General features: G+C 62.1%; 25 protein-coding genes. 16 read left to right on the top strand and 9 right to left on the bottom strand.

Features of this window, described 5'->3' with window-relative positions; genetic code table 11:
- Window positions 1-38: 38 nt before the first annotated feature.
- The 3 genes from HNQ08_RS07805 to HNQ08_RS07795 all read left to right on the top strand — a co-directional run bounded on the left by HNQ08_RS07805 (window position 39) and on the right by HNQ08_RS07795 (window position 1272).
- Entirely contained in the window at window positions 39-281 is a 243-nt protein-coding gene (locus HNQ08_RS07805; RefSeq protein WP_221284066.1) for a helix-turn-helix domain-containing protein, read from the top strand.
- 118 nt (window positions 282-399) lie between these two features.
- On the top strand, window positions 400-648 hold the full coding sequence (locus HNQ08_RS07800; protein ID WP_184129485.1) for an M-like protein: 249 nt from the start codon (window positions 400-402) through the stop codon (window positions 646-648).
- Between the two features lie 150 nt (window positions 649-798).
- Window positions 799-1272, top strand: a complete 474-nt coding sequence (locus tag HNQ08_RS07795; RefSeq protein WP_184129482.1) for a GNAT family N-acetyltransferase — start codon at window positions 799-801, stop codon at window positions 1270-1272.
- Between the two features lie 191 nt (window positions 1273-1463).
- Here the strand turns inward: HNQ08_RS07795 and HNQ08_RS07790 are convergent, their stop codons facing one another.
- A complete protein-coding gene (locus HNQ08_RS07790) occupies window positions 1464-1793 on the bottom strand; it encodes a hypothetical protein (RefSeq protein WP_184129479.1) in 330 nt (109 codons plus the stop codon).
- Between the two features lie 433 nt (window positions 1794-2226).
- On the opposite strand from HNQ08_RS07790, the gene HNQ08_RS07785 reads away from it, so the two are divergent.
- Window positions 2227-2817 (top strand): hypothetical protein, encoded by a 591-nt coding sequence (locus HNQ08_RS07785; RefSeq protein ID WP_184129476.1) that lies wholly within the window; start codon window positions 2227-2229, stop codon window positions 2815-2817.
- Window positions 2818-2906: 89 nt separating this feature from the next.
- On the opposite strand, the gene HNQ08_RS07780 is transcribed toward HNQ08_RS07785, so the two are convergent.
- Complete coding sequence (locus HNQ08_RS07780) at window positions 2907-3383, bottom strand: hypothetical protein (protein ID WP_184129473.1); 477 nt, start codon at window positions 3381-3383, stop codon at window positions 2907-2909.
- Between the two features lie 111 nt (window positions 3384-3494).
- Here HNQ08_RS07780 and HNQ08_RS07775 point away from each other — a divergent pair, with 111 nt between their 5' ends.
- Window positions 3495-4022 (top strand): hypothetical protein, encoded by a 528-nt coding sequence (locus HNQ08_RS07775; RefSeq protein ID WP_184129470.1) that lies wholly within the window; start codon window positions 3495-3497, stop codon window positions 4020-4022.
- 126 nt (window positions 4023-4148) lie between these two features.
- On the opposite strand, the gene HNQ08_RS07770 is transcribed toward HNQ08_RS07775, so the two are convergent.
- Complete coding sequence (locus tag HNQ08_RS07770) at window positions 4149-4844, bottom strand: hypothetical protein (protein WP_184129467.1); 696 nt, start codon at window positions 4842-4844, stop codon at window positions 4149-4151.
- Between the two features lie 552 nt (window positions 4845-5396).
- Here HNQ08_RS07770 and HNQ08_RS07765 point away from each other — a divergent pair.
- Window positions 5397-6107 carry a hypothetical protein gene (locus HNQ08_RS07765; protein WP_184129464.1) on the top strand — a complete coding sequence of 237 codons (711 nt, stop codon included), beginning with the start codon at window positions 5397-5399 and terminating at the stop codon, window positions 6105-6107.
- A gap of 361 nt (window positions 6108-6468) precedes the next feature.
- Window positions 6469-6987 (top strand): HEAT repeat domain-containing protein, encoded by a 519-nt coding sequence (locus tag HNQ08_RS07760; RefSeq protein WP_184129461.1) that lies wholly within the window; start codon window positions 6469-6471, stop codon window positions 6985-6987.
- A gap of 35 nt (window positions 6988-7022) precedes the next feature.
- Here HNQ08_RS07760 and HNQ08_RS28190 read toward each other — a convergent pair whose 3' ends face one another.
- Window positions 7023-7427 carry a WapI family immunity protein gene (locus HNQ08_RS28190; protein WP_425321337.1) on the bottom strand — a complete coding sequence of 135 codons (405 nt, stop codon included), beginning with the start codon at window positions 7425-7427 and terminating at the stop codon, window positions 7023-7025.
- Window positions 7428-8217: 790 nt separating this feature from the next.
- Entirely contained in the window at window positions 8218-8427 is a 210-nt protein-coding gene (locus HNQ08_RS07750; RefSeq protein ID WP_184129458.1) for a hypothetical protein, read from the bottom strand.
- 201 nt (window positions 8428-8628) lie between these two features.
- Between HNQ08_RS07750 and HNQ08_RS07745 the strand changes: the two genes are divergently transcribed.
- The 7 genes from HNQ08_RS07745 to HNQ08_RS07715 all read left to right on the top strand — a co-directional run bounded on the left by HNQ08_RS07745 (window position 8629) and on the right by HNQ08_RS07715 (window position 15244).
- Window positions 8629-9324: an ERF family protein gene (locus tag HNQ08_RS07745; RefSeq protein WP_184129455.1), complete on the top strand. Its 696-nt coding sequence runs from the start codon at window positions 8629-8631 to the stop codon at window positions 9322-9324.
- Between the two features lie 409 nt (window positions 9325-9733).
- Window positions 9734-9883: a hypothetical protein gene (locus tag HNQ08_RS07740; RefSeq protein ID WP_184129452.1), complete on the top strand. Its 150-nt coding sequence runs from the start codon at window positions 9734-9736 to the stop codon at window positions 9881-9883.
- Complete coding sequence (locus HNQ08_RS07735; RefSeq protein WP_184129449.1) at window positions 9856-10065, top strand: hypothetical protein; 210 nt, start codon at window positions 9856-9858, stop codon at window positions 10063-10065. The genes HNQ08_RS07740 and HNQ08_RS07735 overlap by 28 nt, the downstream gene beginning before the upstream one ends.
- Before the next feature lie 366 nt (window positions 10066-10431).
- The gene (locus HNQ08_RS07730) at window positions 10432-12477 is read left to right on the top strand and encodes a DUF3160 domain-containing protein (protein WP_229789988.1); all 2046 of its coding nucleotides are present in this window, start codon (window positions 10432-10434) and stop codon (window positions 12475-12477) included.
- Window positions 12474-13337 (top strand): CapA family protein, encoded by an 864-nt coding sequence (locus HNQ08_RS07725; RefSeq protein WP_184129443.1) that lies wholly within the window; start codon window positions 12474-12476, stop codon window positions 13335-13337. The genes HNQ08_RS07730 and HNQ08_RS07725 overlap by 4 nt, the downstream gene beginning before the upstream one ends.
- Window positions 13334-13918: a hypothetical protein gene (locus HNQ08_RS07720; RefSeq protein WP_184129440.1), complete on the top strand. Its 585-nt coding sequence runs from the start codon at window positions 13334-13336 to the stop codon at window positions 13916-13918. Before HNQ08_RS07725 ends, HNQ08_RS07720 begins: the two co-directional genes overlap by 4 nt.
- Window positions 13919-14749: 831 nt before the next feature.
- The gene (locus HNQ08_RS07715; protein WP_184129438.1) at window positions 14750-15244 is read left to right on the top strand and encodes a hypothetical protein; all 495 of its coding nucleotides are present in this window, start codon (window positions 14750-14752) and stop codon (window positions 15242-15244) included.
- A 116-nt stretch (window positions 15245-15360) separates the two neighbouring features.
- Here HNQ08_RS07715 and HNQ08_RS07710 read toward each other — a convergent pair whose 3' ends face one another.
- From HNQ08_RS07710 to HNQ08_RS07695, 4 genes are all read right to left on the bottom strand, one after another.
- On the bottom strand, window positions 15361-18585 hold the full coding sequence (locus HNQ08_RS07710) for a S41 family peptidase (protein ID WP_221284064.1): 3225 nt from the start codon (window positions 18583-18585) through the stop codon (window positions 15361-15363).
- Window positions 18586-19159: 574 nt separating this feature from the next.
- Window positions 19160-19990, bottom strand: a complete 831-nt coding sequence (locus tag HNQ08_RS07705; protein ID WP_184129432.1) for an alpha/beta fold hydrolase — start codon at window positions 19988-19990, stop codon at window positions 19160-19162.
- Window positions 19977-22730, bottom strand: a complete 2754-nt coding sequence (locus HNQ08_RS07700) for a PAS domain S-box protein (protein ID WP_184129430.1) — start codon at window positions 22728-22730, stop codon at window positions 19977-19979. Before HNQ08_RS07700 ends, HNQ08_RS07705 begins: the two co-directional genes overlap by 14 nt.
- Window positions 22731-23544: 814 nt before the next feature.
- Window positions 23545-23763 carry a hypothetical protein gene (locus HNQ08_RS07695; protein WP_184129427.1) on the bottom strand — a complete coding sequence of 73 codons (219 nt, stop codon included), beginning with the start codon at window positions 23761-23763 and terminating at the stop codon, window positions 23545-23547.
- Window positions 23764-24054: 291 nt separating this feature from the next.
- Between HNQ08_RS07695 and HNQ08_RS07690 the strand changes: the two genes are divergently transcribed.
- On the top strand, window positions 24055-25362 hold the full coding sequence (locus tag HNQ08_RS07690) for a hemolysin family protein (RefSeq protein ID WP_342355689.1): 1308 nt from the start codon (window positions 24055-24057) through the stop codon (window positions 25360-25362).
- On the top strand, window positions 25362-26663 hold the full coding sequence (locus tag HNQ08_RS07685; protein WP_184129421.1) for a hemolysin family protein: 1302 nt from the start codon (window positions 25362-25364) through the stop codon (window positions 26661-26663). Before HNQ08_RS07690 ends, HNQ08_RS07685 begins: the two co-directional genes overlap by 1 nt.
- Window positions 26664-26955: the final 292 nt, after the last annotated feature.

Genomic DNA, 26955 nt, shown 5'->3' with positions numbered 1-26955 from the left:
TGCTTCCCACGACAGGGGCCAACTCCAGGAGACTCGACATGTTGACTGGTGCGGAGTTGGATCAGATTGCAGACCGTATCGCGGCCCAGCTGCTGGCTGCCGACGTCCTGACGGTGGAGGAGGCCGCCCAACTGCTGCGCCTCCACCCCAACACCATCCGGGATCAAGCCACTGCTGACGTACTACCCGGTTTCAAGTTTGGCAAAAAATGTTGGCGCTTCCGGCGCTCTGCCTTAGTGGACACCATCGCGCCGGCTCCTCCCTGTGCGTTCCAAATATGAGCTGATGGCCCAACCTACACATGACCCAGTCTCCAGCCTTCTGGTACAAGGCGAGTTGACCCCTTACACCTTCATACGGCCCTCACAGCGCACCTGCAGCCCCCAGATAGCTTGAGGAATGAAAGATGATCGAACGGACGACAAGAAGGTATTGACGGAGGGCGAGATTACCAATGTGGACCTTCAATTCATGGGCCGTACGGATGAACACCGGGATGCTCTCAAGGACGCCAGAGCTGAGGCCCGGATCGCGGACGAGTATGAGGAACGTGGCTTGGACAAGCAGGATGTCGCTTCTTCCGGCAGCATGATCACCAGTGACCCCGCGAGCACCACTCCTGGAGAGGAAACCAGTGATGAGGTCTAAACTTTCTGGATAAAGGCGGCAATGCGCTTCGGCATGGCGATCTTATGCACCTCTGTCAGTGTCACGCCAGCGCAACAACAGCATTGAGTCAGCCTGAAGTCCCTGAGAATTGCGCTCCCGCCTGTTGGCCTGAGAGTCAGGATTGAACGTATGCACACGATAACGCTCAGTGAGCAGAATTTCCGAATCAAAAGAGCGCAATTGAAAGACGTTGAAGCACTCGTCGCACTTTTACAGGATGATGTTCTCGGATCACAACGAGAATCTGAGATGCTTAATATTTATATTCAAGCCTTCCAAGCAATCGATCGTGACCAGAATCAACTTTTAGTGGCAGTCTTCAATGAACAAGATGACATCGTCGGAACCATGCAGCTGACTCTGATTCCCGGCTTGGCACGTCAAGGTGCGACAAGATTGCAGATTGAAGCTGTCAGGGTGTCTGCATCGGCACGCGGTACAGGCTTAGGCTCAGCACTTTTCCAGTGGGCGGCGCAGTATGGACGCGAACATGGTGCAACGATTGCTCAACTCACGACTGACAAACGGCGTACCGATGCTCACCGATTCTATGAACGCCTGGGTTACGTCGCGACGCACGAGGGAATGAAACTCGTCCTGTAAAAAAGCCCGTTGAATGCTGCTGGGGCAGGAGGCGAGGAGGGGGCGGGTACCCCACCTTTAGACCCCCTACCTGTGCATCCCATACCTATAGGCCTCGCTCATTTCACCGCCAATTTATCGCCCATACGAGGCCTCGTACTATTGGGCCGAGTCATATGAATGTTGAGAGTTGAGCCGAGGAGAAATCGACTTCACGCTGTGGTGTACCAGTTCAAGAGCACCCACTGACCTCGCCCCTCGCCGACTATGATGAACTCATCCCCTGAATCTCTTGCGACCCAGCCGCGCTTGACGAACTCCAATTCAGTGACGTGAGGCTTGAGTGGCGTCCGAAGCAGTTTTGATGCTTGTTCTCGCCAGACCGATAACTCCATCATTGAGCCCGATTTTTCCATAATAAGTTCAAGACTTAACAGCAGCCACTCGAGGCTAGTCCACGACGTTCCCCAATGGACTTCCAGATGCTGCTCGCTTTCGGGGGGGTCAAACTCGTGGGGGTCAAAGTAGATGGCATGGCGCACTGGCTCAAGGTAATCGAGTCCCGGCTGATGTTGAGGAGAAAATCGTCGATTTACAGTCCAGGTTCTTCTGAATCAGACCACTACTGAGGACGGCGTAAGTTGACACTGATTTGAATGGCCTCACGTGCCGCCCAGCGTGGCCACATCACAGGGACCCAGTCTCTGGGTGTTCTCCACAAGTGCGGTGCCGGCACCTCCACGCGTCGTCTAGACTCTCTGGATGCGCCGTCTGCTGTCCTGCCTGCTCCTGTTCCCCCTCCTGAGCGGGTGTGGCGATCAGTCGACCCAAACTCCCGTACGTCCCCTCACAGAAGTGGAACTGCGCCCGTATTACGTGGACACTCCAGCGCGGCCCCTGCCCGAGTACACCGCCTTCGCATTGGGGGAGTCCTACCAGCCTGTTGGAACAGTCACGGGTTGGAAGGGGACGAAGGTGGTTCCGCTGTATGCCGGACCTGACCAGACCCTGGTGCCCGCAGCTCAACTCCAGCCCGACGGCCGCATTACTGGCGCCACGCCGCTCAAGCCTGGCAGGACCGAGACCTTGCAATCCATTCTTTCTATGGGCGGGTGGGTCGGTGGTCTGTGTGTGATGGACGGCTTGAAGGCGGCCGCAAGCATCAATGTGGTGCTGCCGGAATCGACTTATTTCTTTGTGCGCCTCTCAGATCTCCAGCAGCAGATGCAGCCGCTGACGTCACCGCCCGTTCCTGCAGGGCGGGTCCTTTCCCATGATCTGCAAGCCTATGACCAGCAGTTCGCCCTTGCCATGTCCCAACTGGTCTATGTCCCGGAAGACGTGACAGTGCAAGGAGAGCAACGCTGTCTCCGGGGATTTGAGCAGTCCAACTCCATCAGCGTGAACCAGAACAGCATCCAGGTGAATCTCAAGCTGACCCGCGGCTGGAACGCTCTGGTGCGCCTGAACACGTCTACCGATAAGCAAAACAATGGAGCAGGGATATTGCTGTCAGACACGGTCTGGAGGACAGTTCCGCACGAGGCGATCGAGCGCTGGAAGTAACGCTGATCACCTCCACACCGTTCGTGCGCTGATCGCACGGCACGCGAGGCATTTCTGCTCACCCAGATCGGTGTCAACTTATGCCGTTCTCAATAAGTGTCGGCGAAGGTCTCATTCTGGTCTTCTAGGAAAGGGTCAGGAAGGAATTCCTCACCCCATAAGCGCAACTCAGCCCAAGCTTTATTCTCTGGATCGTCCAAGTCAATGCTGAGATCGAGGCCGCCCGGAGCTCTGGCTTCTTCAGGTGGCACTAGAAGGATTTCCATACTGGGATGATCAAACAGGTACACCTCTAGGATCTCGCCAGTGCTCCAGGTCAAGCGGATGTGTAGCGTGCGGACATCGTCGCCGTCCGGACTGAACATGGCCTCTCGCCAGACATCAACTTGAATCACCCCTTCTGAAATCAGTTGTTCAGCGAGCAGTCGCTCAACCAAGAGGCCCGCGCTCCATGAAGGGGCTAGCACCTGTTCTTCTACCATCTTCAGGCGACTCTGATCACGGACGGCATAGAGGTGGACGCGGAGGCTTTCGAGCGTCATCACGGGTACAGCGTCATTGAGCATCTGGATCAGTCTAGTCACTTGAGCAGTCTGCTTTCCCTCTGTGGGAATCCACTTTGACCGACACGCCTCAGGTGTGCCAACCCCCGGGAAGCTATCCCGCAGCATGGGCGCATGACTCTCCCTCGCGAAGACCAGATGCCGCTGACGTTCTACCCCGGTGATCCCGCCAAGTGGACGCCGGCACAGCGCAGCCGCAACGAGCGCATGGCCTCGTTCCTGCAGCACCTCCAGAGTGAGGGCATGATCAACCCCGCCAGCAAGGCCAGTGGGGTCAGCGTGGCCACCATCTGGCGCTGGCGTGACGAGTACCCGGCCTTCAACGACGCTGTGGTCAAGTTCATGACCCGCACTCGGATGCTGACGCTTGAGGAGAACCTGTACCGCATTGCCAACAGCACGGATCCGAAGATGGCGATGGCCGCCGTGCGGGCCAACGAGTTCCTGATGCGTGCCTGGGATCGCGAACAGTACGGCGAATTTAAGCGAGTCGACCAGACGGTGACGGTCAACCACATCGTGCAGCTGAGCCACGATGCCCGGCAGGCCATCCAGGAGCGCCAGGCGCAGAAGCTCCAGCAACTGCGGACCATTGACGTGCAGGCCAGCAGCCGGGGTGACGACGAGGCCGGGGCGAACTGACGACATAAACCAATCAGCCCGCAGGGCCGCCATCGCCCGTCACATACTGGCAAATTCAGTAACGTCAGGTTGCACGTGCTGAAAGAAACCGGCCACTGGCCAATATCTCAAACTGCAACAGGTCCATCACGGTAGGTAGTGGTACGGCACGGAATTGGTGGTGCTGAAGGTATAGCAACTGGCGACGGGGCATTTCAGGGTGATGTCCACGAAACCGGTGCCAGCGGGCGCAATGGCGGTAATGGTGTTCTGATCCGACGGGCCAGGACCGGGATTCGGAATCTGGGCGGTGACCCCGGTTGCCTTAACTGCGCCGAAATACACGTCCGGAATGGTGAAACCGGGTGGGTCCGCCGGGTTGTAGGTCAGGCTGCCGTCGAAGGCCAGCGTGACCACAGTGCCGCCCGCCGCAGGGCCGCTGGTGGGGCTGACCTTCAGCAGATAGACTTTGGGCCTGGGGGTGGGTTGCCGGAAGGTGTATACCCCGGCATTGACCTTGCCGTACGGGGTGCTGACAATCACGGGACGGCGCCCCGCCTGATTCGGCGGGGCGGTAACCGTCAGAACCGTGCCTGCCGGGTTGATCATCAGATCAGTGCCGGGGCCTTCGCCACCGAAGTCCAGCGTGGCCCCCTGGAGATTTGTCCCAGTGATGGTAACGGTGGTGGGCAAAGGATCCTCATTGGTGCCGTTTTCCATTGCGCCGGAAGTAATGGTAGCCGTCGGGATCAGCGAAGGTTCGGGCGTGAGGGGCTTGTCTCCGCAGGCAGCGAGGGCCAGGGTCAATACCGTCAGGCCGAGCAATCTAGGGCGGGCAATCATGGTTCCTCCAATGCCGGGAAGCCCGGCGGAGACAACGCTGACGGACGACGCAACCACCTTCAGCGCCTCCGCTCGCTGGGGCAGCGGGGCACCTGAAATGACTGTACACCCTTATCCGTCCTTCTCAAGCTTGTTGTCTTCAGACTCAATACAAACCTAGCCTGTTATCAATAGAGGCCCAGGACGCTCTGAGCCTGAGAATGGATAGTGGAAAGGGGTTACGCGCGATCCGGCTGGGACGGGATGCCGGGGGGATACAGGGCAGACGGGCGCAGTGCTGGCGGCCCGCCTGACCCTGCTCGTCCACGTGCCGACCATCAAACGGGGCCCTATAGTGACTCGTCCGACAGGAGATGAGATAATGGGTCACCTCAGAAACCCTCGCTACGCTCAGGCCGCAGGTGTCCATGGTCTGCTTGTTATGCGTCGTGTTTACGAGAAAAGGCAATCAGGTAAGGATGACTACGGGAACTGCCTTTGAAAATCAGTAGCAGAACGGTTTCCTCTGTTCAAATTCACTCTGGCGCAGAAGTGCCAGACCATGGAGACTTAATGCGTAAATACGGTGGTTTAACCTTAATTTTGACGCTCCTGCTGGCTTCGTGCAGTTCGCCCACCGTGGGAGAGCCAAACCCTGAGCCGAAACCGGTGATGCAACTTGCTGCAGGCACTTTCTCAGGTCAAGGCGCTCCAACCACTGGCACGGCGCTGCTGGTGAAGCTGACCCTGTCGGACGGCAGTGCGGTGACCCAGGACACTCAGGTCACCGTCAATGGCCCGAAGGGCTGGAACAAGGATGAGCCGCTGAACCTGATGGTGAACGCCAAGGGATACGTCGATTGGTTGGTAACTGGCTTTATCCCTGTCGTAGAGGGCATCTACCAGGCTTCCGTCAACATTGCTGGGCAGACTTATACCGCCACATCTGGCCCAGTCCGTGTCACCAATCTTCTGGACGCTCCGAATCCAGTCACCGTTAGCGACAATGGCACCCAAGTCAGGGTGACCTGGCCGTCCGTCAATAATGCCGTCGTCTACTCATCCCGGATCGTTAATGGGGGAGAAACCGTCGCAGGCACCTACATCTTCACCCGAACCATCCCAGCCACTTACGCCTCATCGGTGCTGGCCCCCAACACCGATTACACCGCCAGCGTCTTGGCCTTCAATGCTGCCCTTGATACGGAAAAGGTCCTAAGCGTCCCGGCTCAGTTCAACGCTTCGCGTGCCGCCCCCACTGCACCCTTCTCACACCTTCCCTAAGCAAGTTCTGTCCTCAGGAGGTCAAATTGATGGGAGCTGAAGCGGCCAGAAATTGACAAAAACAAGGCAAGTAGAACAATATTCCGCACCTACTAGACCTCTTGGGAGTGGAACGGGGATAGTGGCATCGCACCGATTTCCTAAGCAAGTGCATCCGCATGATTCCCGATAGGGAGTACCCCCAACACGCCCTGAGCATGGAAACGGATGGTTTGGAAAGGGGTTACGCGCGATCCGGGCGGGACAGGTTGGTATAGGGGAAGAAGCGAGGAGAGAAGGGATACGGGGGCATTGCTCTCCTCACCCTCACGCGCACACGTATGGCCGGCGCTGGAGGGACCAGCGCCATTAGGATGAGTCGATGACCCGTGACGAGGCCCTCAGGTTCTTGCGCGCCCACCAACCCCTTCCCTCCGATGATGCCTTGGCCCTTTACCCTGAGCTTGGGCGCAGTCTCCTCACTCAATTCGACGAGGCGCGAAAGCACTTTGAAGCTCACCCTGACCCTGAGTGTCTTCCTTTGCTCCTCAGAGCCTGTGGTGACAAGAGTGGTTTCGGGGTCTATCAACTCGTTTGTTGCGCCTTTATTCCACAGCCTGCATCGGTAGTCGTGCCGCACCTCGTGACTGCGCTCCAGAGCCCACATCTCGGTGTCCGTTATCAGGCTGCAGGACTCAGTGCGCTCTTTCCGGATGATCGGCTGGTTGCACCTTTGCGGCAGGTTTACCACCAAGGAGACGATGACGAACGGTCCGCAGCGTTGCTTGCCCTCACGCGCAATACGAGTCTGAAGGCGCGCGACGCCCTTCTTATTCCTCGCCCAGATATTGACGACGATCTTGTCGAATGGGTTGATGAGTACTTCGGCAGTCCTGATTGAACGCGCTGTAGGGCAAGCTCAAGGGTTCAGTCTGCTCAGAGAAGAGAGGGCCGTCTGAGGCCGACACGCACCGGAAAGCGCTGGAGATGCCTCTGAATCTGGTCAGCAAGCGCCCGCAGTTGCGCCTCATCTACCCCAAAGTCCAGCCAGACCTCTGAGCTGTCGTCGAAAGGGTCAGTGGGCAACAGGGCCTTGAAAGGCGGCAGGAACTCTGCGCTGAGCAACAGGCGGAGCGTGACGGGCCGTCCCGTGGGGTGCCCGCTCAAAGCCTCGACACCGAGATTGGGCTCAGTGAAAAAGCACCGTGTGGAGAGGCGGTTGTGCTTCCACCCGCCAAACACGGCAGCATGCTGCGCGACTTCAAGAAGCCAAGCCGCCAGGCCTTCCAACTCGGAGGTGGTGAGGGCAGGGTCTGTTCGCTCCCAGCAATGCCCGCCCATTGAAGGCGGAGTTGAATCAGCAGCCAGTCTGAGTCCAGTTCGACATCAGTCAGCTCAGGGAACTGGTAGCCGATGACGTTAAGGTGGGCGGCCACGTGGCCTTCTTGCAGAAACACACCAGAGCGTAACAGCCCACGCCATTCGAGAGTGACAAAGTCCTGCTTTCGCGAAGCCCCACTACACATGGATGCTGGCTACAGTGAGCGCATGTGCAATCACCTGTTTCTTGCCTCAAGCGTCCCTCTTCCAGAAATCATCTCGGACGATAGGGCTCCAGGGCCGACAGTTAAGCGCATCCAATAACGCGAAGAAGGAGCTCGCCGCTCTCTCAGTCAACCTCATGTGTATTCCATAGGCTCTCATCTTGGCTGCGGCGGCCCCTTTGCCTTCGAACTCGACTGGACGGCACCCACACAAGCAGACCTCCAGGAATTTCAGACAAACCGTGTGAATTTTATCCAGCTCTTCGATTACTTAGAAGCAGTACGCCATTTAAGCGCTTCCATTGAGTTGTACAACGCAGACGAATTCTGGTTTGAGCCCCTGCGCAGGAGTGATTTCCGAGCAAGTAATCTAATCTCGGAACGCTTCGTCTTTGAGGAGCGGCAACACTACTCCCTTGTCAGTCCTTGAGCCTCGGATCCGCATTCAATAATGTGGAAACCAGAGGCACTTCAGTATTTTCCATACCATAGGAGCGTGCCTTCGCTCCCTCCCATGTAGAGAGACACGGTTACTCCAAGCGGCCGCCGTCACTTAGACGGCGGCCGCTAACAGCAGGTGAATATCCTCAGGCCCGAGCGCGTGACCTCTGCCGCTTCGGGATGCCGTGCAGGGTCAGAGCCAGCAAGGTAGCCACGTCGCTAGCATCACGGGGGGCATGGCCCTCAACCAGATCGTTCACCACCCGTTGCACCTGAACGCTGTGGAGTGCCGCATATGGTTGTAGCAATTGCCCAGTGGTGGTCAGCGTCGTATGCAGTTGTTGGGGTGCTGACATTGAGATGCAGACTAGGCGCCACCGGAAAGTACAGTAGCAAAAAGTGGTCATTCCGATACTAGGACAATTAAGGCTTAAGGTTATGCTGTGTACGTAGTAAGCCTGGGAAGCTCAGGTTGTTGAGGAAAATCGGCCACAACTAAGCGTCGAATTACGACAGGCGCCCAGATCAGTCAAGCGCGGCCCATTTTGGAGATAGATGTGCAAAAAAGCGAATCCATTGGTGAGTTGGCTAAAGCGCTTTCCAGAGCGCAGGCTGCCGTCCAGCCGGCACTGAAAACCTCCGAAAATCCACACCTCGGCAGCAGGTATGCCGATCTGGCCAGTGTGTGGGCCGCATGTCGGCATGCCCTGTCCAGCAACGGGCTGAGCATTGTGCAACTTCCCGTCAGTGATGGGCCGGGATATGTGGCGCTCGAAACCATCATCCTGCACGAGTCCGGTGAGTACATCGCCAACACCGCCCGCACCCCTGCCAAAGACCCGAAGGGGCAGGAAACGGCGCAAAGTGTCGGCTCTGCCATCACCTACCTACGGCGTTACGCTCTGAGCGCGGCGCTTGGCATCGTGGCAGATACGGACGATGACGGACATACGGCGAGCCATGGCCCACCCTCCCCAGTTCTCAGAGACAAGCAGGAGGCCCGCCAGATTGCGCCCCGACCTGATGCTTTGCTGCTGTCAGCACAGAGCAGAGTCACCTTGAGCAAGGAGAAGGCCTCAGATTTGCTGGCCTCCTTGCAAACAATTCTCAAGGACACAGCAGAACGGGACACGGAGTACAACGCTTACGCCGCGAAGGTGATCGGACGAGAAGTGGGTAACCTGACCGAACTCACGCCCGCTGAAGCTAGGCAGGTGTATCACGCCGCCCGGGCCCTCCCAAAAGCCAGCTAAACTAAACGTAGTTAAGCGCCCGCACGAATAACACGCGGGGTCTTCTACTTGCTAGAGAGTGCAAGACATCCTTATTCTCTGCCTTAAAGAGTAATTCAATGGCTGGGACGAACGTCATATCGCTGTGACAGCTGGAGGATTACGCTTTCCTCAATAGCAGGACCTGCCCGAGTGCGGCAGGAAGACCGCCCCACAGTGTGTGGGGCTTTTTCTTCGGTGAAGGATCCCCATTGTTTCGGAGAACGGAAGGGTTTCAAGCTTTGACCCGGCAATGTCCGCTTAGGGCACTCCATCCCCTTCCCATCGCGTAGCAAAGAAACCGCCTTTGATACTGGAGCGTGATGCAAAATTTGCTCTCCTGATCGCCGTCTCTTTGCTAGTGATGCCGTCGACCCTGACCACGGTCTTTATGACCAAATTCGATCTCACGGGCATCCAGCTTCTAGAGGGCGCCCTCGAGCTCATAGATGACGGTTTCTCCGACGAGATGGTTGATTTGCTGGAAGACGTTGGCGCAACCTTAAACGGCAAATGCCACTACCACGGGCGGCTGTACTGAAAGGGCAACCCGACGCGCTGGCCAACTCCCTTGGCGCAAAGATCCCGGCAGAGTTAAAATACAAGAGCCTGGACTTGGTCGAGGTGAACAATGGCATTTACGACAAGTTTGTGCTGACCAGTGCCAAGGTCTGGTATGCCGGCGTCTGGATTGACGGCCCTGAAGATGTGATTCTCGCGTAGGGCAACGTCATCGGGAAGTAAATCCCACGCTCTAACAACGATTCATGGCCCTCGTCCAGAGAGTTACCTAGAACCCTGATCGCCATTTAGATCCACCCCATCACGGCGTGAGGCTTTTTTTATTGCTGGAAGGCAGTGGCCCCGTCGAACAAGACTAACCGACGCAACCGCCTCCAAGTTACTGGGCCAGGGTTCGCGGACGGCGGGCAAGCAGGGCCGATTTCCCTCAGGAGGAATGCCTATCAAGGTACATCTCCCCTTCACGAAAAGTGCAATTTGATTGCCCGTGAAAATCCCCTGGTCAACCCCGTGAACTACCTAACCTCGGCGACAAGGACGCGCCCCGCTGTGTACTGTATGAACAATATGATGCGCTCTCGCCTGGTGATGGCCGTGTCCTGTTTCGTAACACTCTCTGCTGGCGCGAAGGCTGCTTCATTCACGCTGCCAGTCAACCTCGACACCCTGAGCAATCCTGGCCTGCTCAGGGGCAACCGGGATCTGGGTCTGCCCGCCGTGAACGCGGCGCAGCGGGCTGCCCTCACCCGCCAGGGCTTCGTGATCACGCCCGCCCAGTGGCGGCAGTTCGACGCCGTATACGAGGCCACCCGTTACGCCGAGCAACCAGTCTTTGTGACCACTGATTCGGTGCTGCACATCTATCACCTCGTCTTCGACAAATTGCTGCGCGACCTGGAACGTGAGACGCTTGCACCGACGGCCCGCGAGTTGACGGCACGGCTGGTAGGGGGCGCACAGCGACAGGTGAAGGCGCTGGCCGGCACCCCGCTGGAGGCTGACGCGCGGCGGGCACTGGCGTATCTGGCCGTCGCTCAGAAACTGGCGGATCCGGCGTCCCCAGTTCCAGCCGAGGTCGCACCCCTGGTGTCCGCAGAGTTGAAACTGATCAACGCCCACGCGGGCATTGCGCCGTCGCCCATCTTCGCGGGCTCCGGGCTGCGGGAGGACTATTCGCAGTACGTGCCACGCGGCCATTACACGCGGTCCGAGACGCTGAAACGCTACTTCCGTACGCTGAGCTGGCTGGGCCGCATGAACCTCCGGGTGACGCAACCCGACGAGACGCGCACGGCGGCGCTGATCACGCATCTGATGAGCGGGGATGCGCAGGCGCAGAAACTCTGGGCGCGCCTGTACGATCCCACCGCCCTGCTGATCGGCGCGAGCGATGACCTGAACTACCGGCAGTACGCCTCAGCCCTTCAAGGGGTGACGGGCGGCAACATCCGCAGGCTGGCCGAGCCTGCCACCCTAAAGGCGTTCCAGGCCGCTCTGGCCCAGCTGCCACCGCCGCGCGTCAACAGCGTCTTTGTGGTGGCCAAGCCCGGTGAAGGCGTGGCCGTGCGTCAGCGTGAGACGCTGGGCTTCCGGCTGCTGGGGCAGCGCTTCACGCTGGACGGCGCGGCGCTGCAACAACTGGTCTACCGGGAAGTCGGCACCGAACAGAAGCCGCGCGCCCTTCCGCGTGGTCTGGACCTCCTTGCCGCCATGGGAAGCGACGCGGCGCTGAACGAATTGCGGAGCCTGGGCGACACCGCATATGCCAATTACGGTCCGCAGATGCAGAAGACCCGCGCGCAATTCGCGGCCCTGAAACCCGCCGACTGGAATGCCAATGTCTACAGCGGCTGGCTGTATGTGCTGCAGGCGCTCGCCGCGCCGGAAGCGCGCGACGACCGGTATCCCGCCTTCATGCGGACCCCGGCCTGGACGCGCAAGGAGATGCTGACCACTCTGGGATCGTGGACCGAACTGCGGCATGACATGCTGCTGTACGCCAAGCAGGTCATGGCCGAGATGGGCGCGGGCGAGGAACCCGAGCACCCGCGCGGCTACGTGGAGCCGAACGCGGCCGTCTGGACCCGTCTGCTGGGTCTGGAAGCCCTGACCCGCCGTGTGCTGACCGATCAGCAGATTCTCTCCGAGCGCACGGCCAGCAATCTGGAGAGCCTGCGCGACATGCTGGGCTTTTTGCGGGCGGCCACTGCCAAGGAACTGGCCGGACAGCCGCTGAGCCGCGACAGCTATGACCGCATCCACTTTTTCGGGGGCTGGCTCGAGCAGCTCAAACTCGCCAGCACCGACCCCGAAGGTGGGGAGGACGGCGGTACCCCCTCCTTCGACGAGCCGCCCTACGCGGGCGTGGTGGCGGACGTGGCCACCGCAGGTAACCTCGTGCTGGAAGAGGCTACTGGCACCATCTACGAGCTGTATGCCGTCGTCCCAGACGGACGCGGTGGGCAGCAGATCGCGCGCGGCGGGGTGTACTCGCAGTACGAGTTCACCGCTCCCGCCGCTGGGCGTCTGACCGATGAGGCGTGGCGGGCGCGGCTGAAGGCCGGAAATCTGCCGCCGATGCACCCGTGGCTGAACGGCACCGTGGTGAAGTGAGAGGTGCGCTGGGCCTGCTGGCTGTGCTGGCCCTGACATCCGGCGGACGTGAGGACACCACACCTCTGACATTTGCGCTGGCCGGGGACGTGAGTGTGGCGCGCGGCGTGGCGCAGATGAATGCCCCAGACTGGAGTGCCGCCCTCTCAGAGGTGCGTGCAGCACTCGTGGCCGACGCCACCTTTGGCAACCTGGAGTCGCCGCTGACCACGCGACCTCACCAGGGCAACGGGCTGGACCTGCGCGGACCACCCGCCGGCGTGACTGTCTTGAGCGACTTTACCCATCTCGGCGTGGAGAACAACCATGCGCTGGACGGCGGTACGACGGGGCAGGCCCAGACGCGACAGGTGCTGCGGGGAGAGGGTCTCGTGCCCGTCGCGCACGAGCTGACCATCACGCGGGTACGCGGCGTTTCCATCGCCTGGATTGCCTTCTTCGACGACCACAGGACGCCGCCCCCCCTAACCGCCATTCGGGAGGGGGCAAGACGGGCGCAGACTGTAGTGGTGGGCGTGCATTGGGGCATGGAGTATGGCCCGGTCACGTCGCGCCAGCGCCAACTGGCCCGCGAGCTGGCCTCGGCGGGGGCAGATCTGATCGTGGGCAGCGGGCCGCACGTGCTGCAAGGCCACGAACGCCTGGGTTACACCCTGGTCCTGTACAGCCTGGGCAACCTGCTGCTGGACCAGCCCTACCCCGACACGCGGGTGGGGGCGGTGGTGCGGGCGACGCGCGCAGCGCAGGGCTGGAGCGCCTGCGCCGTCCCTACCCGTTACCGCGCGGGCCGCGTCTCGCCCGCCAATGGGAGGGAACGCCCCCGGATTCTCGCCCGGCTGGGGCTGGAGGCCTGCCGGTGAAGCCCTTTCTGCCTGTCCTATTCCTTCTGGGTGTGGCGGTGGCTGGCGGGGATGCGGGCGGCTGGCATACACCCCAGGCAGATGGCACCCTCCTTCCAAGCGCGGCGTTGCGGCCTCCCCCGCCCTGCCCGCCTCTGCGTCTGCCCGAAGCCTGGGACGTGCGCTCGCAGGTGTATGCCGATGTGACTGGTGACGGCAGCCTGGAATGCGTGCTGGCGGTTTGGAGGCCCTGGCGGGACTGGCCAATCACGCGCTGGTCAACCGCCGACTCACCCATCACCGCCAGCCGGGACGCACACGGCGACAGTGCCCACGTCGCTGTCCTTAAGCCCGGGCCGGACGGAACCTACCGCGCCGTCTGGGTGGGGAGCGCGCTGTTTCAGCCCGTCGTCGCTTTAACTGTGCTGCCGGACGGACACCTGGTGACGCTGGAAGGGCGCTATCCCAGCGGACGAGCCGCGCCGTCGGTCGCCCTGAGCGAGTGGACCTGGACCGGCTTCGGATTCCGGCTGGAGCGGCGCATCCCGCTGATCGCCCGGCAGCTCAGTGTCGACGCTGCCGCGCAAGTTGCCGTGCGTTGACCGCTGTGGCGTACTTGGGCTGGAAGCGGGGCACGTCCCTGGGCCATGGTGGATGCTGCCATTGGACCCCTTTTCATTCGGCAAGTGGACGGCGATTCACAGCGACTTCCGTCAGTGAACAACCAACGGCATCCCCGCTCCTGGATGCCAGGGAAAAGAGCAATCTGACTGACCGCTATGCCTTTTCTTGGAGCCTCTCATACCTCGACGTCTGAAGGCTTCGCAACGGCAGACCGTGTCGGCATCATGCTGGGTAGACCGGATGGGGTTCTTCCACATCTTCTCGCTCAAGCCCTTCGGGACTTTCGCGGCTGGTACGAAGACGCACAGTAAAGGCGTCTCTCGGGACATTGGAATACAGGGAAAGGCAACATCGGTCCTCATCTGCATCCAGCGTGCGACGGGAATGCCATGTCTTCGGCTCGCCCTAGAGGTGGCGCCACCCGCGTCCGGGTGGTGGCGGGCGATACAGGTTCATCCAGACACGCACCAGGGCACCCGGAGACGGCTACGCCTTCTGGCAGATGCTCGCCAGCGTCAGATCAGGCAGACTCTGGCTCGACGCTGCGGCGCCCTGGACAGGCATCCTTCTCTCTTCCTTTGGCGAAAAATTCGTCTGTCCGCCTTCCGCAGCTTTTCTGTACCCTCCTCAGCTGGCTTCCTGAACAGTCATCCCTCTGCTCCATCCAATACATTCCGCCTATTCGTCTTCCAGCCCTTTGGCCTGTCTTTCTCCATGGAGGCTGGCCCTCTGGGTGCGCATCCCTCCCGTCAATTATTCTTTGACTTCGCGCACCCCCTTTTCAGTCCTTTTGCTTCCAGGAGCCCCCTATGGACCTGACCACCCTGAAATCCCGCCACCTGCAGGCCCGCAAGGCGGCGCGCACCGACGCTGATCAAGGCGCTGCCGCCACCGCCGCGGTGCTCGGCCGGGTGATGGGCGACACCGAGACCCTGGCCAAGAACAAGCCGGGAACCGCCCAGCTCGACCTGATCGCCAGCGTCACAGCGGCGCAGCGCGCTTCGCTGGAAAAAGAAGTCCAGGACCTCACCCGTCTGGGCCGCAGCGCCGACGTGGCGATCAGGGAACTTGAAATTCTCCAGGGGCTCCACGACGAGGTCATGGGGATTAAAGCGCAGCAAGACGCTGAAAAAGCAGCGTCATTGATGTCCGAGGCCGAACTGACGGCGGCAATCGGGGCGGCAGTTGCCGCCGGCGCCACGAACATCGGAGCTGTGATGAAGCTGCTCAAAGCCCAACACGAGGGGCGGTACGACGGCGCCGTCGCGATCCGCCTGGCCAGAGAGGCCGTCGCCCGCACCTGAGCCCACATAGCCGAAAGGCCGCGCGCCCTTCGAGGGACGCGGCCTTTCGGTTGATGAGTGCGTCGTATCCAGAAGACCTACACCACCGGGTCAGGAAGCAGAGCTGAGTCCAGCCGCTAACGCGCGACGTCCGGCTCGGGCTCCCCGTCTGCCGCACGCTCGCGGACGGCCCGGGGATCGGGCGCCGGGCGGGGCACCCTCTGCTGCGGGTTCGCCTCCAGGGCAGTAAGGACCAGCTCCACGGCACGCTCCAGCTGCGGGTCGCGGCCCTGCTCTGCGAGTTTGGTGGTGAGCTCAACCTCCACATCGGGCGCGACGCCCACGTTCTCCACTTCCCACTCGCCTTCCGGACTGAAGATGGCCAGACGCGGCGACGTGAGCATGCCGCCGTCGATCAGGGGCGGATAGTCGTAAATGCCGATCAATCCCCCCCAGGTGCGCTTCCCGACGATTGGCCCCAGACCGCGCCGCCGGAAGAAGTGCGGCAGGGCGTCCCCGCCCGAGCCGGCAAGTTCGTTGATGACCATAGCCTTGGGACCGAAGATCGAGGCGTTGGGCGACGCGAAGGTCCGGCCCTCGCGCGTCGCCCAGAGGCTCAGCAGGGGCCGGTCGAGCAGATCCACCACGTAGTCCGCCACGGAGCCCCCGCCGTTGAAGCGCTCATCCAGCACGACGCCCTGCCGGTCCAGTTGCGAGAAGTAGTACCGGTTAAACGCTTCATACCCGGCGCGTGCCGTGTCGGCCATGTAGACGTAGGCGACGCGCCCACCGGACAGCTCGTCCACGCGGCGGCGGTTCTCCTCGATCCAGGCCCTCAGCCGCAGGCGGCGCTCGTCGCCCACCGGACGCACGGTGACCGTGCGCGCGTCGGCCTCGTCGGGCGTGGGGCTCACCCGCAGCTCGGTGATGCGCTCGGCCGTCTGCTCGAAAAGGGCATAGACGCTGTCCGGGGCCCGCAGTGGCCTGCCATTCACCGCCAGCAGGTACTCGCCGTCACGGACGTTCACCCCGGGCTCGGTCAGGGGCGCGCGCAGGTCCGGATTCCAGTTGAGGCCGCTGAGGATGCGACGAAAGCGGTAGCGGCCGTCTGCGACCTCGTAATCGGCCCCGAGCAGCCCAACGCGCGGATCCTCCCCGCGGGGCACGTCCCCCCCCGCGACGTAAGCGTGCCCCACGACCAGTTCGCCCGACAGCTCGGCCAGCAGGAAGTTCAGATCCTCCCGGTGCCCGACGTGTGGCAGAAAGGCGCGGTAGCGTTCGGCCACCGCCGCCCAGTCCAGACCGTGCATCCCGGGGTCGTAGAAGAAGTCGCGGTGGATACGCACACCCTCCTCGAAGATCTGCGCCCACTCCGCACGCGGCTCGACGCGCACCTCCACCTGACCCAGGTCCAGGCGGCCATCCTCGGGTTTCGGGGGCTCGGCCACGTCGACGACCGCGTAGGTGGCTGGTTGCCCACTGGCGGCGATCAGCTTCCGGCCGTCCGCGCTCACCCGATAATCGCTGACCCCAGGCATGAACTCGTGGGTCTCCCGCTTCGCGGTGTCCCAGACGCGCAGCACATGCCGCTCGGGGGCCTGCTCGGGGTTCACCTCGGCGGTCGGGTCGCGCTCCAGGTAGAAGAGGCGGTCCTCGGCAGTCTCCAGACGCGAGTACTCGCCGGGGGGAATGGGCAGGGCGACGATGCGCTGGCCCAGCCCGCCGAGATCAATGCGGACCGGCTCTGGCGAACGCGCCGCCGCGGGAGCGTCGGGTTCGCCCGGCGGCGTCCCAGGTTCCTCGTCACTCTGCGGCGCCAGGGGCGAGGGGTCATCGCGACGCAGGACCGCCACATACAGGCTGCGCGTGACCAGACGCTCGTAGGAAGACATGTCGAGCCAGCCCGTGTTGAGGCCGTAATTGACGCTTGCCGCGAAGTACAGCAGGCGCCCGTCCCGACTGAAGCAGGCACTGACGGCATCACTCATGCCGTCGCTGACCTGATGCGATTCACCGCGCGAGACATCGTGGACGAACACGGCCCGCAGGTGGTTCGGGAGGCGCCGGGTGTAGGTGATCCATTGCCCGTCCGGCGACCACGCCGGGTCCAGGCTGCGCAGTGGGTGGTCGTAGGTGTCGGTGTCGACCCGCACTACCGCCCCCGTCTCCAGCTCAAGGTACGACAGGTTGAGCGCCTTGTCGGTAAAGGCGATCCGTGTGCCGTCCGGCGACCAGACCGGGCGGTAGTAGAACGACGGCTTCTCACCCAGCGGGTAGGTGCGGCGCAGTTCCCCCTTCTGGTCGGCCATGATCAGCCGGTACTCTCCGTCCACGTCGGACAGGTAGGCGACCGACTGACCGTCCGGCGACCACGCAGGGTCGCGCCCGCACGCACCGGGGGTGTTCGTGAGGTTCCGGGGATCGCCCTTGCCGGTGGGCACGGTCACGATCGCCCCGCGGGCAGCGAACACGGCCCGCGCCCCGGTGGGCGAGAGGCCAAACGACGTGACGTGGGGCGCAGCCTTAACGTAGCGCGCTCGGGTGTTGGGCAGGTCGGCGCTCACCCGGATCTGCAAGGTCTCGTACGCCTCACCGGGCGTCAAGAGGTGCACCCGTCCCCCCTGCTCGTAGACGAGCCGGCCCGGCCCGGCCGTAAGTGAGCGCACGTCGAAGTCGTCGTGGAAGGTAAGTTGCTGGACGTCGCCTGTCTTGAGGTCATGCTCCCAGACATTAACCACCCCCCGGCGGTCTGAAAGGAAGTACACCTTGCCCTCCAGCCAGCAGGGAAAGGTGTCGGTCGCGTTCTCGTGCGGCACCTCGACCTCGTCGAGTGTGTTCTGGTCGAGCAGACGGATTGGGACGGTCATGCCTCCCCGGTATCTCTTCCAGGACCAGAAGGGCTCCGCGAACGGCGTGTAAGCGAGGCGCCCGTCCTGGGAGAAGGCGCCGCGCTCGGCCATTGGCATGGGCAGGACCGTTGGGTGCCCGCCCTCCAGGGGCAGCGTGTAGAGGCGGCGAACCCGCGCGGAGATGGTCTGGTGGGCAGAGGCGAACAGAACCTCGCCACTGGGCGTCCAGCCGCGCACGAGGTCGTCGCCCGGATGGAAGGTAAGGCGCCGGGGCGTGCCGCCCTCGACAGGCACGACATAGACGCTCGCGGCGCCGTCATCATTACCGCTGAACGCTAGGAAGCGCCCGTCCGGAGAGAAGTGCGGCGTCTGCTTGTAACCGGGTGTGGCAGTCAGGCGCTGGACGTTCTGTCCATGGTGATCGGCGAGCCAGAGGTCTCCGGCATACACGAAGGCAAGGTGCTCGGCACTAAGGGCCGGCTGACGGAGCAGCAAGGTCTCGGGAAGGGACATAGAGGACACTCCTTAAAGGCAGGGGTATGCGTTGATGTGGCGTGAGCTTATCGCACCCTACAATCCAGGGCAGCGCGACATCGCCGGAGCGCGCCCGCACACCATAAAATCCTCAGACCTGGATCCCGCGCCCAGCCCATCCAGGCCAATAGAGTAAATAAAAAGGCGACCACTTGGGCCGCCTTGATGTTGAAGAATATAGCGTCAAATGCACGCTGGGTCAAGGTTATGCATTCACAGGAGGCCTGATGCGAGACCTGACATGATGCCCCCGCCGCGCTAATCTGCTGATTCCGAAATGCCTTTCAGCAATCGAGCAGCTGACAACGTACGTCTCCAGCAAGATCCTCGGGCGCAATTGCCGCTTTCCACGAGGAAAAAAGACCCTGGCGCGCCTTCGCCGGCTGTGAAGGCCGGAGCGAGCACGCACACCTTCGTCATCCGCGCCTCTCGCGGGAGCACGCCCGTGGGCCTGGGCCCAGGTGGCCCCATTCCCGGAAGAACCAGTTGGCCAGATGTAGGAAGAGTTGCACCAGTCCTTTGCCTGCCCACTGGCTACTGCTGATTCCTGTGCTCAGGCGACCGCCAGCCCACGCCCCTCTGTACGGGTCAGAAATTCCCTGAGAACCGTGTTGAAGGCTTCCGGCTCCGTGAAATTGGGAAGATGTCCCACGCCCGGCAGAAAGGTCAGCTCAGCGTCGGGCAAGTGCTGGGCCAGGTGGTGCGCCACGCTGATCGGTACCGCGCTGTCCGCACGAGTCTGCACCACCAGCACCGGGTGCCGGGCACGCTCCAGCATGTTGCGGTGATCCGACTCGAAGATCGCCCGCGCCACCACCCCCGCCACTTCCGGCCGCACCCCTTGAACCCGTTGTGCCACCTCCTGAAGCGCCAGGGACACAGGCTGGTTGAGCAGCATATCGGTCATGACCTCCTGCCAGCCCTGCTGACGGTCCACCAGACCGTAGAATCCGTCGACATCGGCCCGCTCGAAACCTCCCAGATAATAGGGATCGTTTAGGTAGCGGGGGCTGGCGCCGATGAACACCAGCGCGTCAAAGCGTTCTGGACGCTCCAGCGAGGCCCGCAGGCCGATCATCGCGCTCATGGACGCCCCCAGCAGGGTGATGTGCCGCAGGTCCAGTTCGTCGATCAGCCGCACCATGTCTGCGGCATACCCTTCAAGCTGGTGGTGACGCGAGGCCGTCCACAGAGAAGGATCTGACTGGCCGAATCCGGCCAGATCGTAGGTCATGACCTGCCGGGTGTCCCCAAAGGCTTCAACCTGATACCGGAAGATGCCCTGGTGCGAGCAGAACCCGTGTGCACATAGTAGGGTGCGTTCACCTGAGCCGGTGATGGTGACGTGGGAGCGTTGGGTGAAGGTGGATTTACTCTGGGTCATGGCAACGCTCCTCGGTGGGGGAACGGGCTGAGAAGGTGAGCTGCAAGAACGCTTCGACGACCTGTGCGTCCAGCAGCACGGCGGCCTCTTTTCTAAGCTGCACCGCCGCCTCCTCATGGGTCCAGGCTCTCTTGTAGGGGCGCTCACTCGTCAGGGCATCGTAGACGTCCACCACGGCGAACACCCGCGCGGCCAGCGGAATGTCCGGACCGATCAACCCTCTGGGATATCCGCTGCCGTTCCAGCGCTCCTGGTGGTACAGCACGACTTCCAGGGTGGCCGGAGGCAGGGAGGGAATGTGGTGCAGCATCTCGTAGCCAATTTCTGGGTGACGCTTGATGATCTGCCATTCCTGGGCATCGAGTCTGCCGGGCTTGAGCAGGATCGCGTCGGGGATAGCAACCTTCCCGGTATCGTGCAGAAAGGCTCCCCAGCGAAGCGCGTCCAGATCGTCCCCGGAGAATCCCAGCGCGCGCCCGAGGCGACTGGTCAGGTCCACCACGCGGTCGGTGTGCCCCTTGGTTTCGTAATCGCGGTACTCCAGGGCGAGTCCCAGCGCCCGCAACGTCTCCTCTCGCGACTGCCTGAGTTCGTCCAGGTGGGCGCTGCGCTCCACGGCGCGGCTGGCCTGCTCCCCCACACCCAGCAGCAACCGGCGGATGTCCCTGTCCACTTCCACGGCGTCGTTGGTGCCGAAAGCCATGAAGCCGCGCAACGCACCCCTCGTCCCGACCGGCACAACTGCCATGGTCGTCCAGACTGGCCGGGGCAGCGATTCAGGCGGACTGAACACCGCCTGAGCAGGGCCGGCGAAGAAGGCCTCGTGGCGGCGCAGCGCCTGGCCGACCTCACCCCGGCGGTGGACCTGCTCCAGGGGAAGAGTCCACGCAAACATCTCACTGGTGGCCTCACCGGCATGCAACGGTTCAATCAGGGTGTCGCCATTGACCGGGAAATAGAAACCGTAGGCGTAGGGCGTCAGTTCCAGGCAGCGCTCAAGGGCGGTCTGAATGTGTTGCTCGGGATCCTCCTGCGCAGCAAACTCCGCAGTCAGCTCCACCAGGTGCTGGAAGCGGCGCAGCTGGAGACGCAGGGCCTTTTCCGCCTCTTTGCGTGACGTGATGTCCCGCGTGGCGATGTACGTCTCCACCAGCGCTCCCTGCTCGTCCATCACCCGGCGCACCGTGCTCTCCACCCACAGGAACGTCCCGTCACAGCGCCGGATCCGGTAGGCCGACGTGGGAGCCTGGGCCTTCCAGGCGGTTTCGACTCCCGGCAGATCCTCGGGGTGAATTAACTGATGAACCGGGCATGCCAGCAATTCCTCAGGGGAGTAACCGAGCATGCCCTGTGCGGCGGGCGACACGTAGACGCAGTCGTAGTCCGGGTTGAAGATGTGAATCAGGGTGTCCGACTGTTCGCCGGACAGTTGCAGCCGACGGGTGCTGTCCCGATGTGCCTGCTCAGCTTCCAGACGGGCCGTAACGTCGCGTGTATTGATCACTACGCCCCGCAGGTCAGGATCAGTGCTGGCGTTGGTGCCGGTGGATTCCAGCCAGACCCAGTGGCCCGACTTGTGCTGAAAGCGGTAGGTGACCAGTCGTGGCAGGGTGCTGCGCACGGCCGCATCGAATTCGCGTGCCACGCGGTCCCGGTCATCCGGATGAATCCCGTCGAACACGTTCAGGCCAACACGTTCCTCCGGCGTGTATCCCAGCATCCGGGTGACGGCGGGGCTGACGAACTGTGTCTGTCCATCCAGGGCGATCACGGAGACCACGTCGGAACTAAAGTCCGTCAGCTTGCGGTAGAGCCGTTCCTGCTGCTGAAGCTGGGTCTTCAGTGCGCTGCGCTCCAGGGCCAGGGCACACTGGGCCGCGACACTGCGCAGGTACTGACGTTCGTCCTCACTAAACGCACTGTCTCCCTGGAACGAGAGCGTGAGGGCGCCCATTACCCGCCCATTGCTCGTCAGGGCCAGGACAGCGCTGGCACCCGTTTCCGCTGCGTCAATGTGCTGCAGGTTCGGGTCTCGCTCACACCAGTCCTCACGCGTCAAGAACAGGTCGCGGCCCTGCTTCAGGGCGTCCAAGGCCGGGACCGCTGTGCCCTCAGAAAAGCGCCGCCAGGTGCGCTCAACAACTTCAGCGGAACCCACACTACCCAGCACGTTCAGATGTTCGCCGTCCTCACCAAGCTGCACGACCCCGCCGGCAAGAGCGCCAATTGCCTCAAGCCCCTGCTGCAGAATGACCTGCACGACCTCTTCTGTGGTGTTCGTACTTCCCAGCGCCAAGCTCAATCCGGACAGCGCACGCGCACGCTGCTCGGCATAAACACGCACGGTGACATCCCTGGACTGCACCAGAATGCCGCCCACCAGGGGATGGTCCAGCAGGTTGACAGCCGTGCCTTCCAGCCAACGCCAGGTGCCCTTGGCATGACGCACGCGGTAGGGACACAGCGTCAAGGTCATCCCCGGGCGAGACTCCAGCACGCCCCGTGCAATCCGTTCACGGTCATCTGGATGGACATGGTCGAGATTGACATGGTGCTGGCCCGCTTGTGGGTTGCGGTCACATCCCAGGTGATGCCGTGCAGAAGGGCTTTGATACAGAATGCGCCCATGAGTATCGAGCACGGTGAAGATGTCGGCGCTGTGGTCGATCAAGGCCTGAAAGGAGTGGTCATTGGCGTGCAGAACACTCAAAGCAAAGGGGGACGTGGCATGATCAGACATGGAGTACCTCAGTGAACCAGGTGCGATCAAGCGGCTTTCCCGATGGTTCAATCTTAGCTGAAGGCTCACACATGTCCCTTACTCCGTCGCGTCGTAAGCAGCCTGACCGCGGACAGCAGTGGGCCAGGCACTTGCCATCAGGAGTGCTCCCCGCTGGCCACCGTGCAACGCCAGCACCAATGCTTGATCGTGCGGAAACACGCTATAGGCGAGATCTGTCACCTGCGCGTCGACCACATCAGGGGCATCTCATGAAGCCGGGCGGAAGGTCAGGCCCCAAGTACCCCGCCCCTTCCTTCCATTCCTTGATCTTCAGGAAATGGAATTTGCCAAGCTCCAGCAACACCTAGGCCACGTGGGAACGCGCCGTGTCCTCGGTGCAGATGAACAGCGCCGAAGGAGGCTTTCTCCAGGTCTCCCTCATCACGAGAGCATCCACGCCAGGGGGCCCGAGTAGACCGGGCAGGCTTCAGCGGCACTGTCGCACACCGTGATCACGTAGTCGAAGTGCTGAGAATCCAGCACTTCGTTCAAGATCTTGCTGATCTAGTCCTCGACTCGTCCTTGATCCGGGTGGCGTAGGTACCGACGGAGTACATCTCTAGGTCAAGGTCAGCCCCGCGCGCGGCATCATGGGTCAGGGCTTGGGCCATCTGGAACGCGCGAAGTTATGGGTGCACAGGATCAGGACGTGGGGCATGCCCGCACGCAAACGCACTGATCCAGCTTAATATGTCTCGGGCAGACCAAACAGTTAGACGTCGCGCATCCGCTCCCCGCCGAGAAGATATGGCGGCTCAGGCAAGAGGCGGTATCAGCTGTTCTTGCCGCGGAGCTTCCCGACCACTAGCCCTGCATCACGCATTCCAGTAAGGTCGCATGAAACCTTATCCTGGAGGAGGTTTAGCAGCGCTTCCAGAGCGTATACGCAGCGCTCCCCCGCGCCAAGGAGCCGGACGGTCTCGTAATGGATATCGTTGGCGAGTGTCTTCAGGACCGTCAGGGTCCACACTTCCGGCACGACGACACGCATCCAGCCGAATCGATTTTACCTGCCATGAGGCCTTGCCGGGCAGCGCCACATATCACCGGTGACCTGTCTGACCCAACCGCGTCCTGACCTCAGATTGGGGTGGCCCCCGGTGTCCTGGCCCCGGGCAGCGCAGCGGACAGGCCCATCAAGCTCCTGAGGCTCATACAGCCCTGACGTCTTCCACGTATGATGCCGCTCTATGCCGTTGCCCAGTAGCGACAACGCTGAACCTCCCAGTACTGCCCACAATCCAGTCCTTTCCCACGCCAGGGTCGGTGATGCGCGTTGAGTGTGCTGCTACCGGTGCTGGTCATCCTGATCATGGTGGCCGTCAATGCCCTGTACGTGGCTGCCGAGTTTGCCACCGTGGGCTCGCGCCGCTCCAGGGTGCAGGAAGCGGCCGAGAACGGCAACCGCGCCGCTGCCAGGTTGCTCGGTATCCTGCGGGACCCGAAACAGCTGGACACTTACGTCGCGGCCTGCCAGATCGGCATCACCCTCAGTAGCCTGATCGCTGGGGCGTATGGGCAGTCGCAGCTCACCCCCCTGCTGACACCCGTCCTGGGGGCGGTGGGCGGTCCGGTCGTGGCCACAATCATCGTGCTGGTCGTGATCACAGCCTTACAGGTCGTGCTGGGTGAACTGCTGCCCAAGACGGTCGCGTTGCGCTACCCCGAGCGACTCGCCACAGCCACGCTGCGGCCTATGCTGTTGAGCCTGTGGCTCTTCCAGCCGTTGATTGCCGTGTTTAACGGCACCGCATTTCGGCTGATGAGGGCCTGGGGCCTGAATGTCGACCACAGCCACGCGCACGTCCACTCCCCCGAGGAACTCGAGGACCTCTACCGTGACAGCGCCAGGGGCGGACTGATCGACGCGGCCGAGCGCGACATGGTGGCGGGCGTGTTAAATGTTGAGGACCGCATCGTGCGCGAGATTATGACGCCCCGCACCCGCATGGTGACCATCCCCGCGCACTCGTCCGTCCAGGAGGCCATGCGGCAATTGGCGGCCACGTCCTACACGCGCTTCCCTGTGACGGGTGACCACGCCGACGACGTGATCGGGATCGTGAACCTCCGCCAGCTGTTTCTGGCGGCGGAGCGGCGCCCGGGGGCGCAGGTCAGCGGCATCATGCGCCCCCCCATGATCGTGGCAGACAGCATGGCTGTTCCAGACCTGTGGCGCAAGCTGCGGGAAGCGTCGCGCCAGAGCGCCATCGTGGTGGACGAATACGGCCGTGTGGTCGGAATCGTGACCCTGGAGGACGCCCTGGAGGAGATCTTCGGGGAGATCCAGGACGAGTTCGACCAGGAAGAAGAACCCGTGGTGGTTCAGGGCCACCGGGTCACCGTTCGCGGTGACGTGCTGATCGAAGCCCTGAACCACCGCTTCGTCCTTAAACTGCCGAACGACGAGGTGGATACCGTCAGTGGCCTGATCTGGCAGGAACTCGGGCGCCTACCGATGGTGGGCGACGAGGTGGGGGTGGACGCCCTAACCCTGCGTGTCGAAGCGATGGAGCGCCGCGCCGTGCAGCGGGTGAGCTTCTCTCTGCCGAGCGGCAGTGTGGACCGTAACGACCCGGAGAGGCTCTGATGCTCGAGTACCTGACGCCTCTTTTGATCATCGTGGTGCTGGTTTTGCTCAACGGCCTGTTCGTCGCGGCCGAGTTCGCGCTGGTGGCTTCACGTCGAAGCCGCTTGAACGTGCTTGCCGGGAAGGGGAACGGCGCTGCCCAGGGGCTGCTCCGAATCTTCGATCACCCCACGGGCAAGGACCGTTACATCGCCATCGCGCAACTGGGCATCACCCTGGCCTCTATCGGGCTGGGGATGTACGGAGAACCGGCGATAGCAAAATGGCTTTACGGTCCTTTTGAGCACGCGGGGCTGTCTTACGCTGCCGCGCACACCTTGGGCTTCATCATCGCCTTGAGCCTGATCACCTTCATGCATGTCGTGTTCGGGGAGATGATCCCCAAAGCCCTGGCCCTCCAGACGCCGGAGGCAGTCAGCGTGCGGGTCAATCCATTGATGCGCGTCTTCGGCTTCGTGTTCCGGCCACTGATCGCGGTGCTGAGCGTCCTGGCGCTGGGCCTGATGCGCCTGCTGCGGATCAGGGAACCTGGCAAGGACGCCTTGCTCTATACCAGCAAGGAACTCAGCATCATCACCGAGGAGAGCGCGCAGAGTGGGCAGCTCGGCGAGGCACAGCGCGACCTGATTCAGAACATCTTCGCGCTTGAGGACCGCACCGCACAGGAACTGATGACCCCCCGCCGGAGTCTGGAGGTCCTGTCGGTGGACGCCACGCCTGAAGATGTGCTCGCACGCATCACCCGTTCGCCCCGCAGCCGCTATCCCGTGTACGAGGACCACCTCGACGAAATCATCGGGGTCCTTCACGTCAAGGACTTTATCCGGGCGCGGGCGACAGGCCATCCACTGGACCTGGGCCAGCTGGTGCGGCCGCTGCCCAGCCTGGCTGCGGGTGCCAGCGCCGAGGACTTGTTGGCGCTGTTCAAGCGCGAGCGCATGCACGCGGCGCTGATCGTCGACGAGTTCGGCGGCACCCTCGGCTTCGTAACGATGGACGACCTGATTGAGGACGTGATGGAAGAAGATGATGACTCAGACAGTGACTGGCTGCGCCGCAATCCCGACGGCTCGTACTCGCTGGACGGCGAGGTGACCCTCTCCGAACTGCGAGAAGATCACGGCCTGAATCTGCACAGCGACGAGGTCACCACCGTCGCCGGTCTGGTGCTCGAAGCGCATGGCACCGTGCCACAACCAGGCCTTACGGTGCACGTGCAGGGCCATGACCTCACGGCCGAGGCTGTGGACGGCCTGAAGATCACCCGCATCCGTGTCCGTCCTGTAGGCACTGAAGTGTGAGATTGCCACGCTGCTGGCGGGCCGTCGCAATAGTCCTGCTTGTGGCGTCCGTTTCAGGGTGACTTAAGCCAGAATGACGCCCATAACCATTAAGGGGGTGCTCGTGTAGGTCTACCTGCTCGGCGGTCCCGGCCTTGACGGTCTGAACGTTGTTTCGCTCTGGCCAGGACCTAGCGGACTCTACTGCGTCAATATCCGTATTGGCACGGTGGCGGCCCACCGTGCCTTTGCCACCGCTGTCGACGATCCGCTGGGAGTCCATTCCGGCTATACCTGATCCCCTGGCACATGA

Source organism: Deinococcus humi, assembly GCF_014201875.1.
Classification (GTDB): Bacteria; Deinococcota; Deinococci; order Deinococcales; family Deinococcaceae; genus Deinococcus; species Deinococcus humi.
The sequence above is the reverse complement of the archived record's forward strand: the minus strand, read 5'-3'. Positions and strand labels throughout refer to the sequence as shown.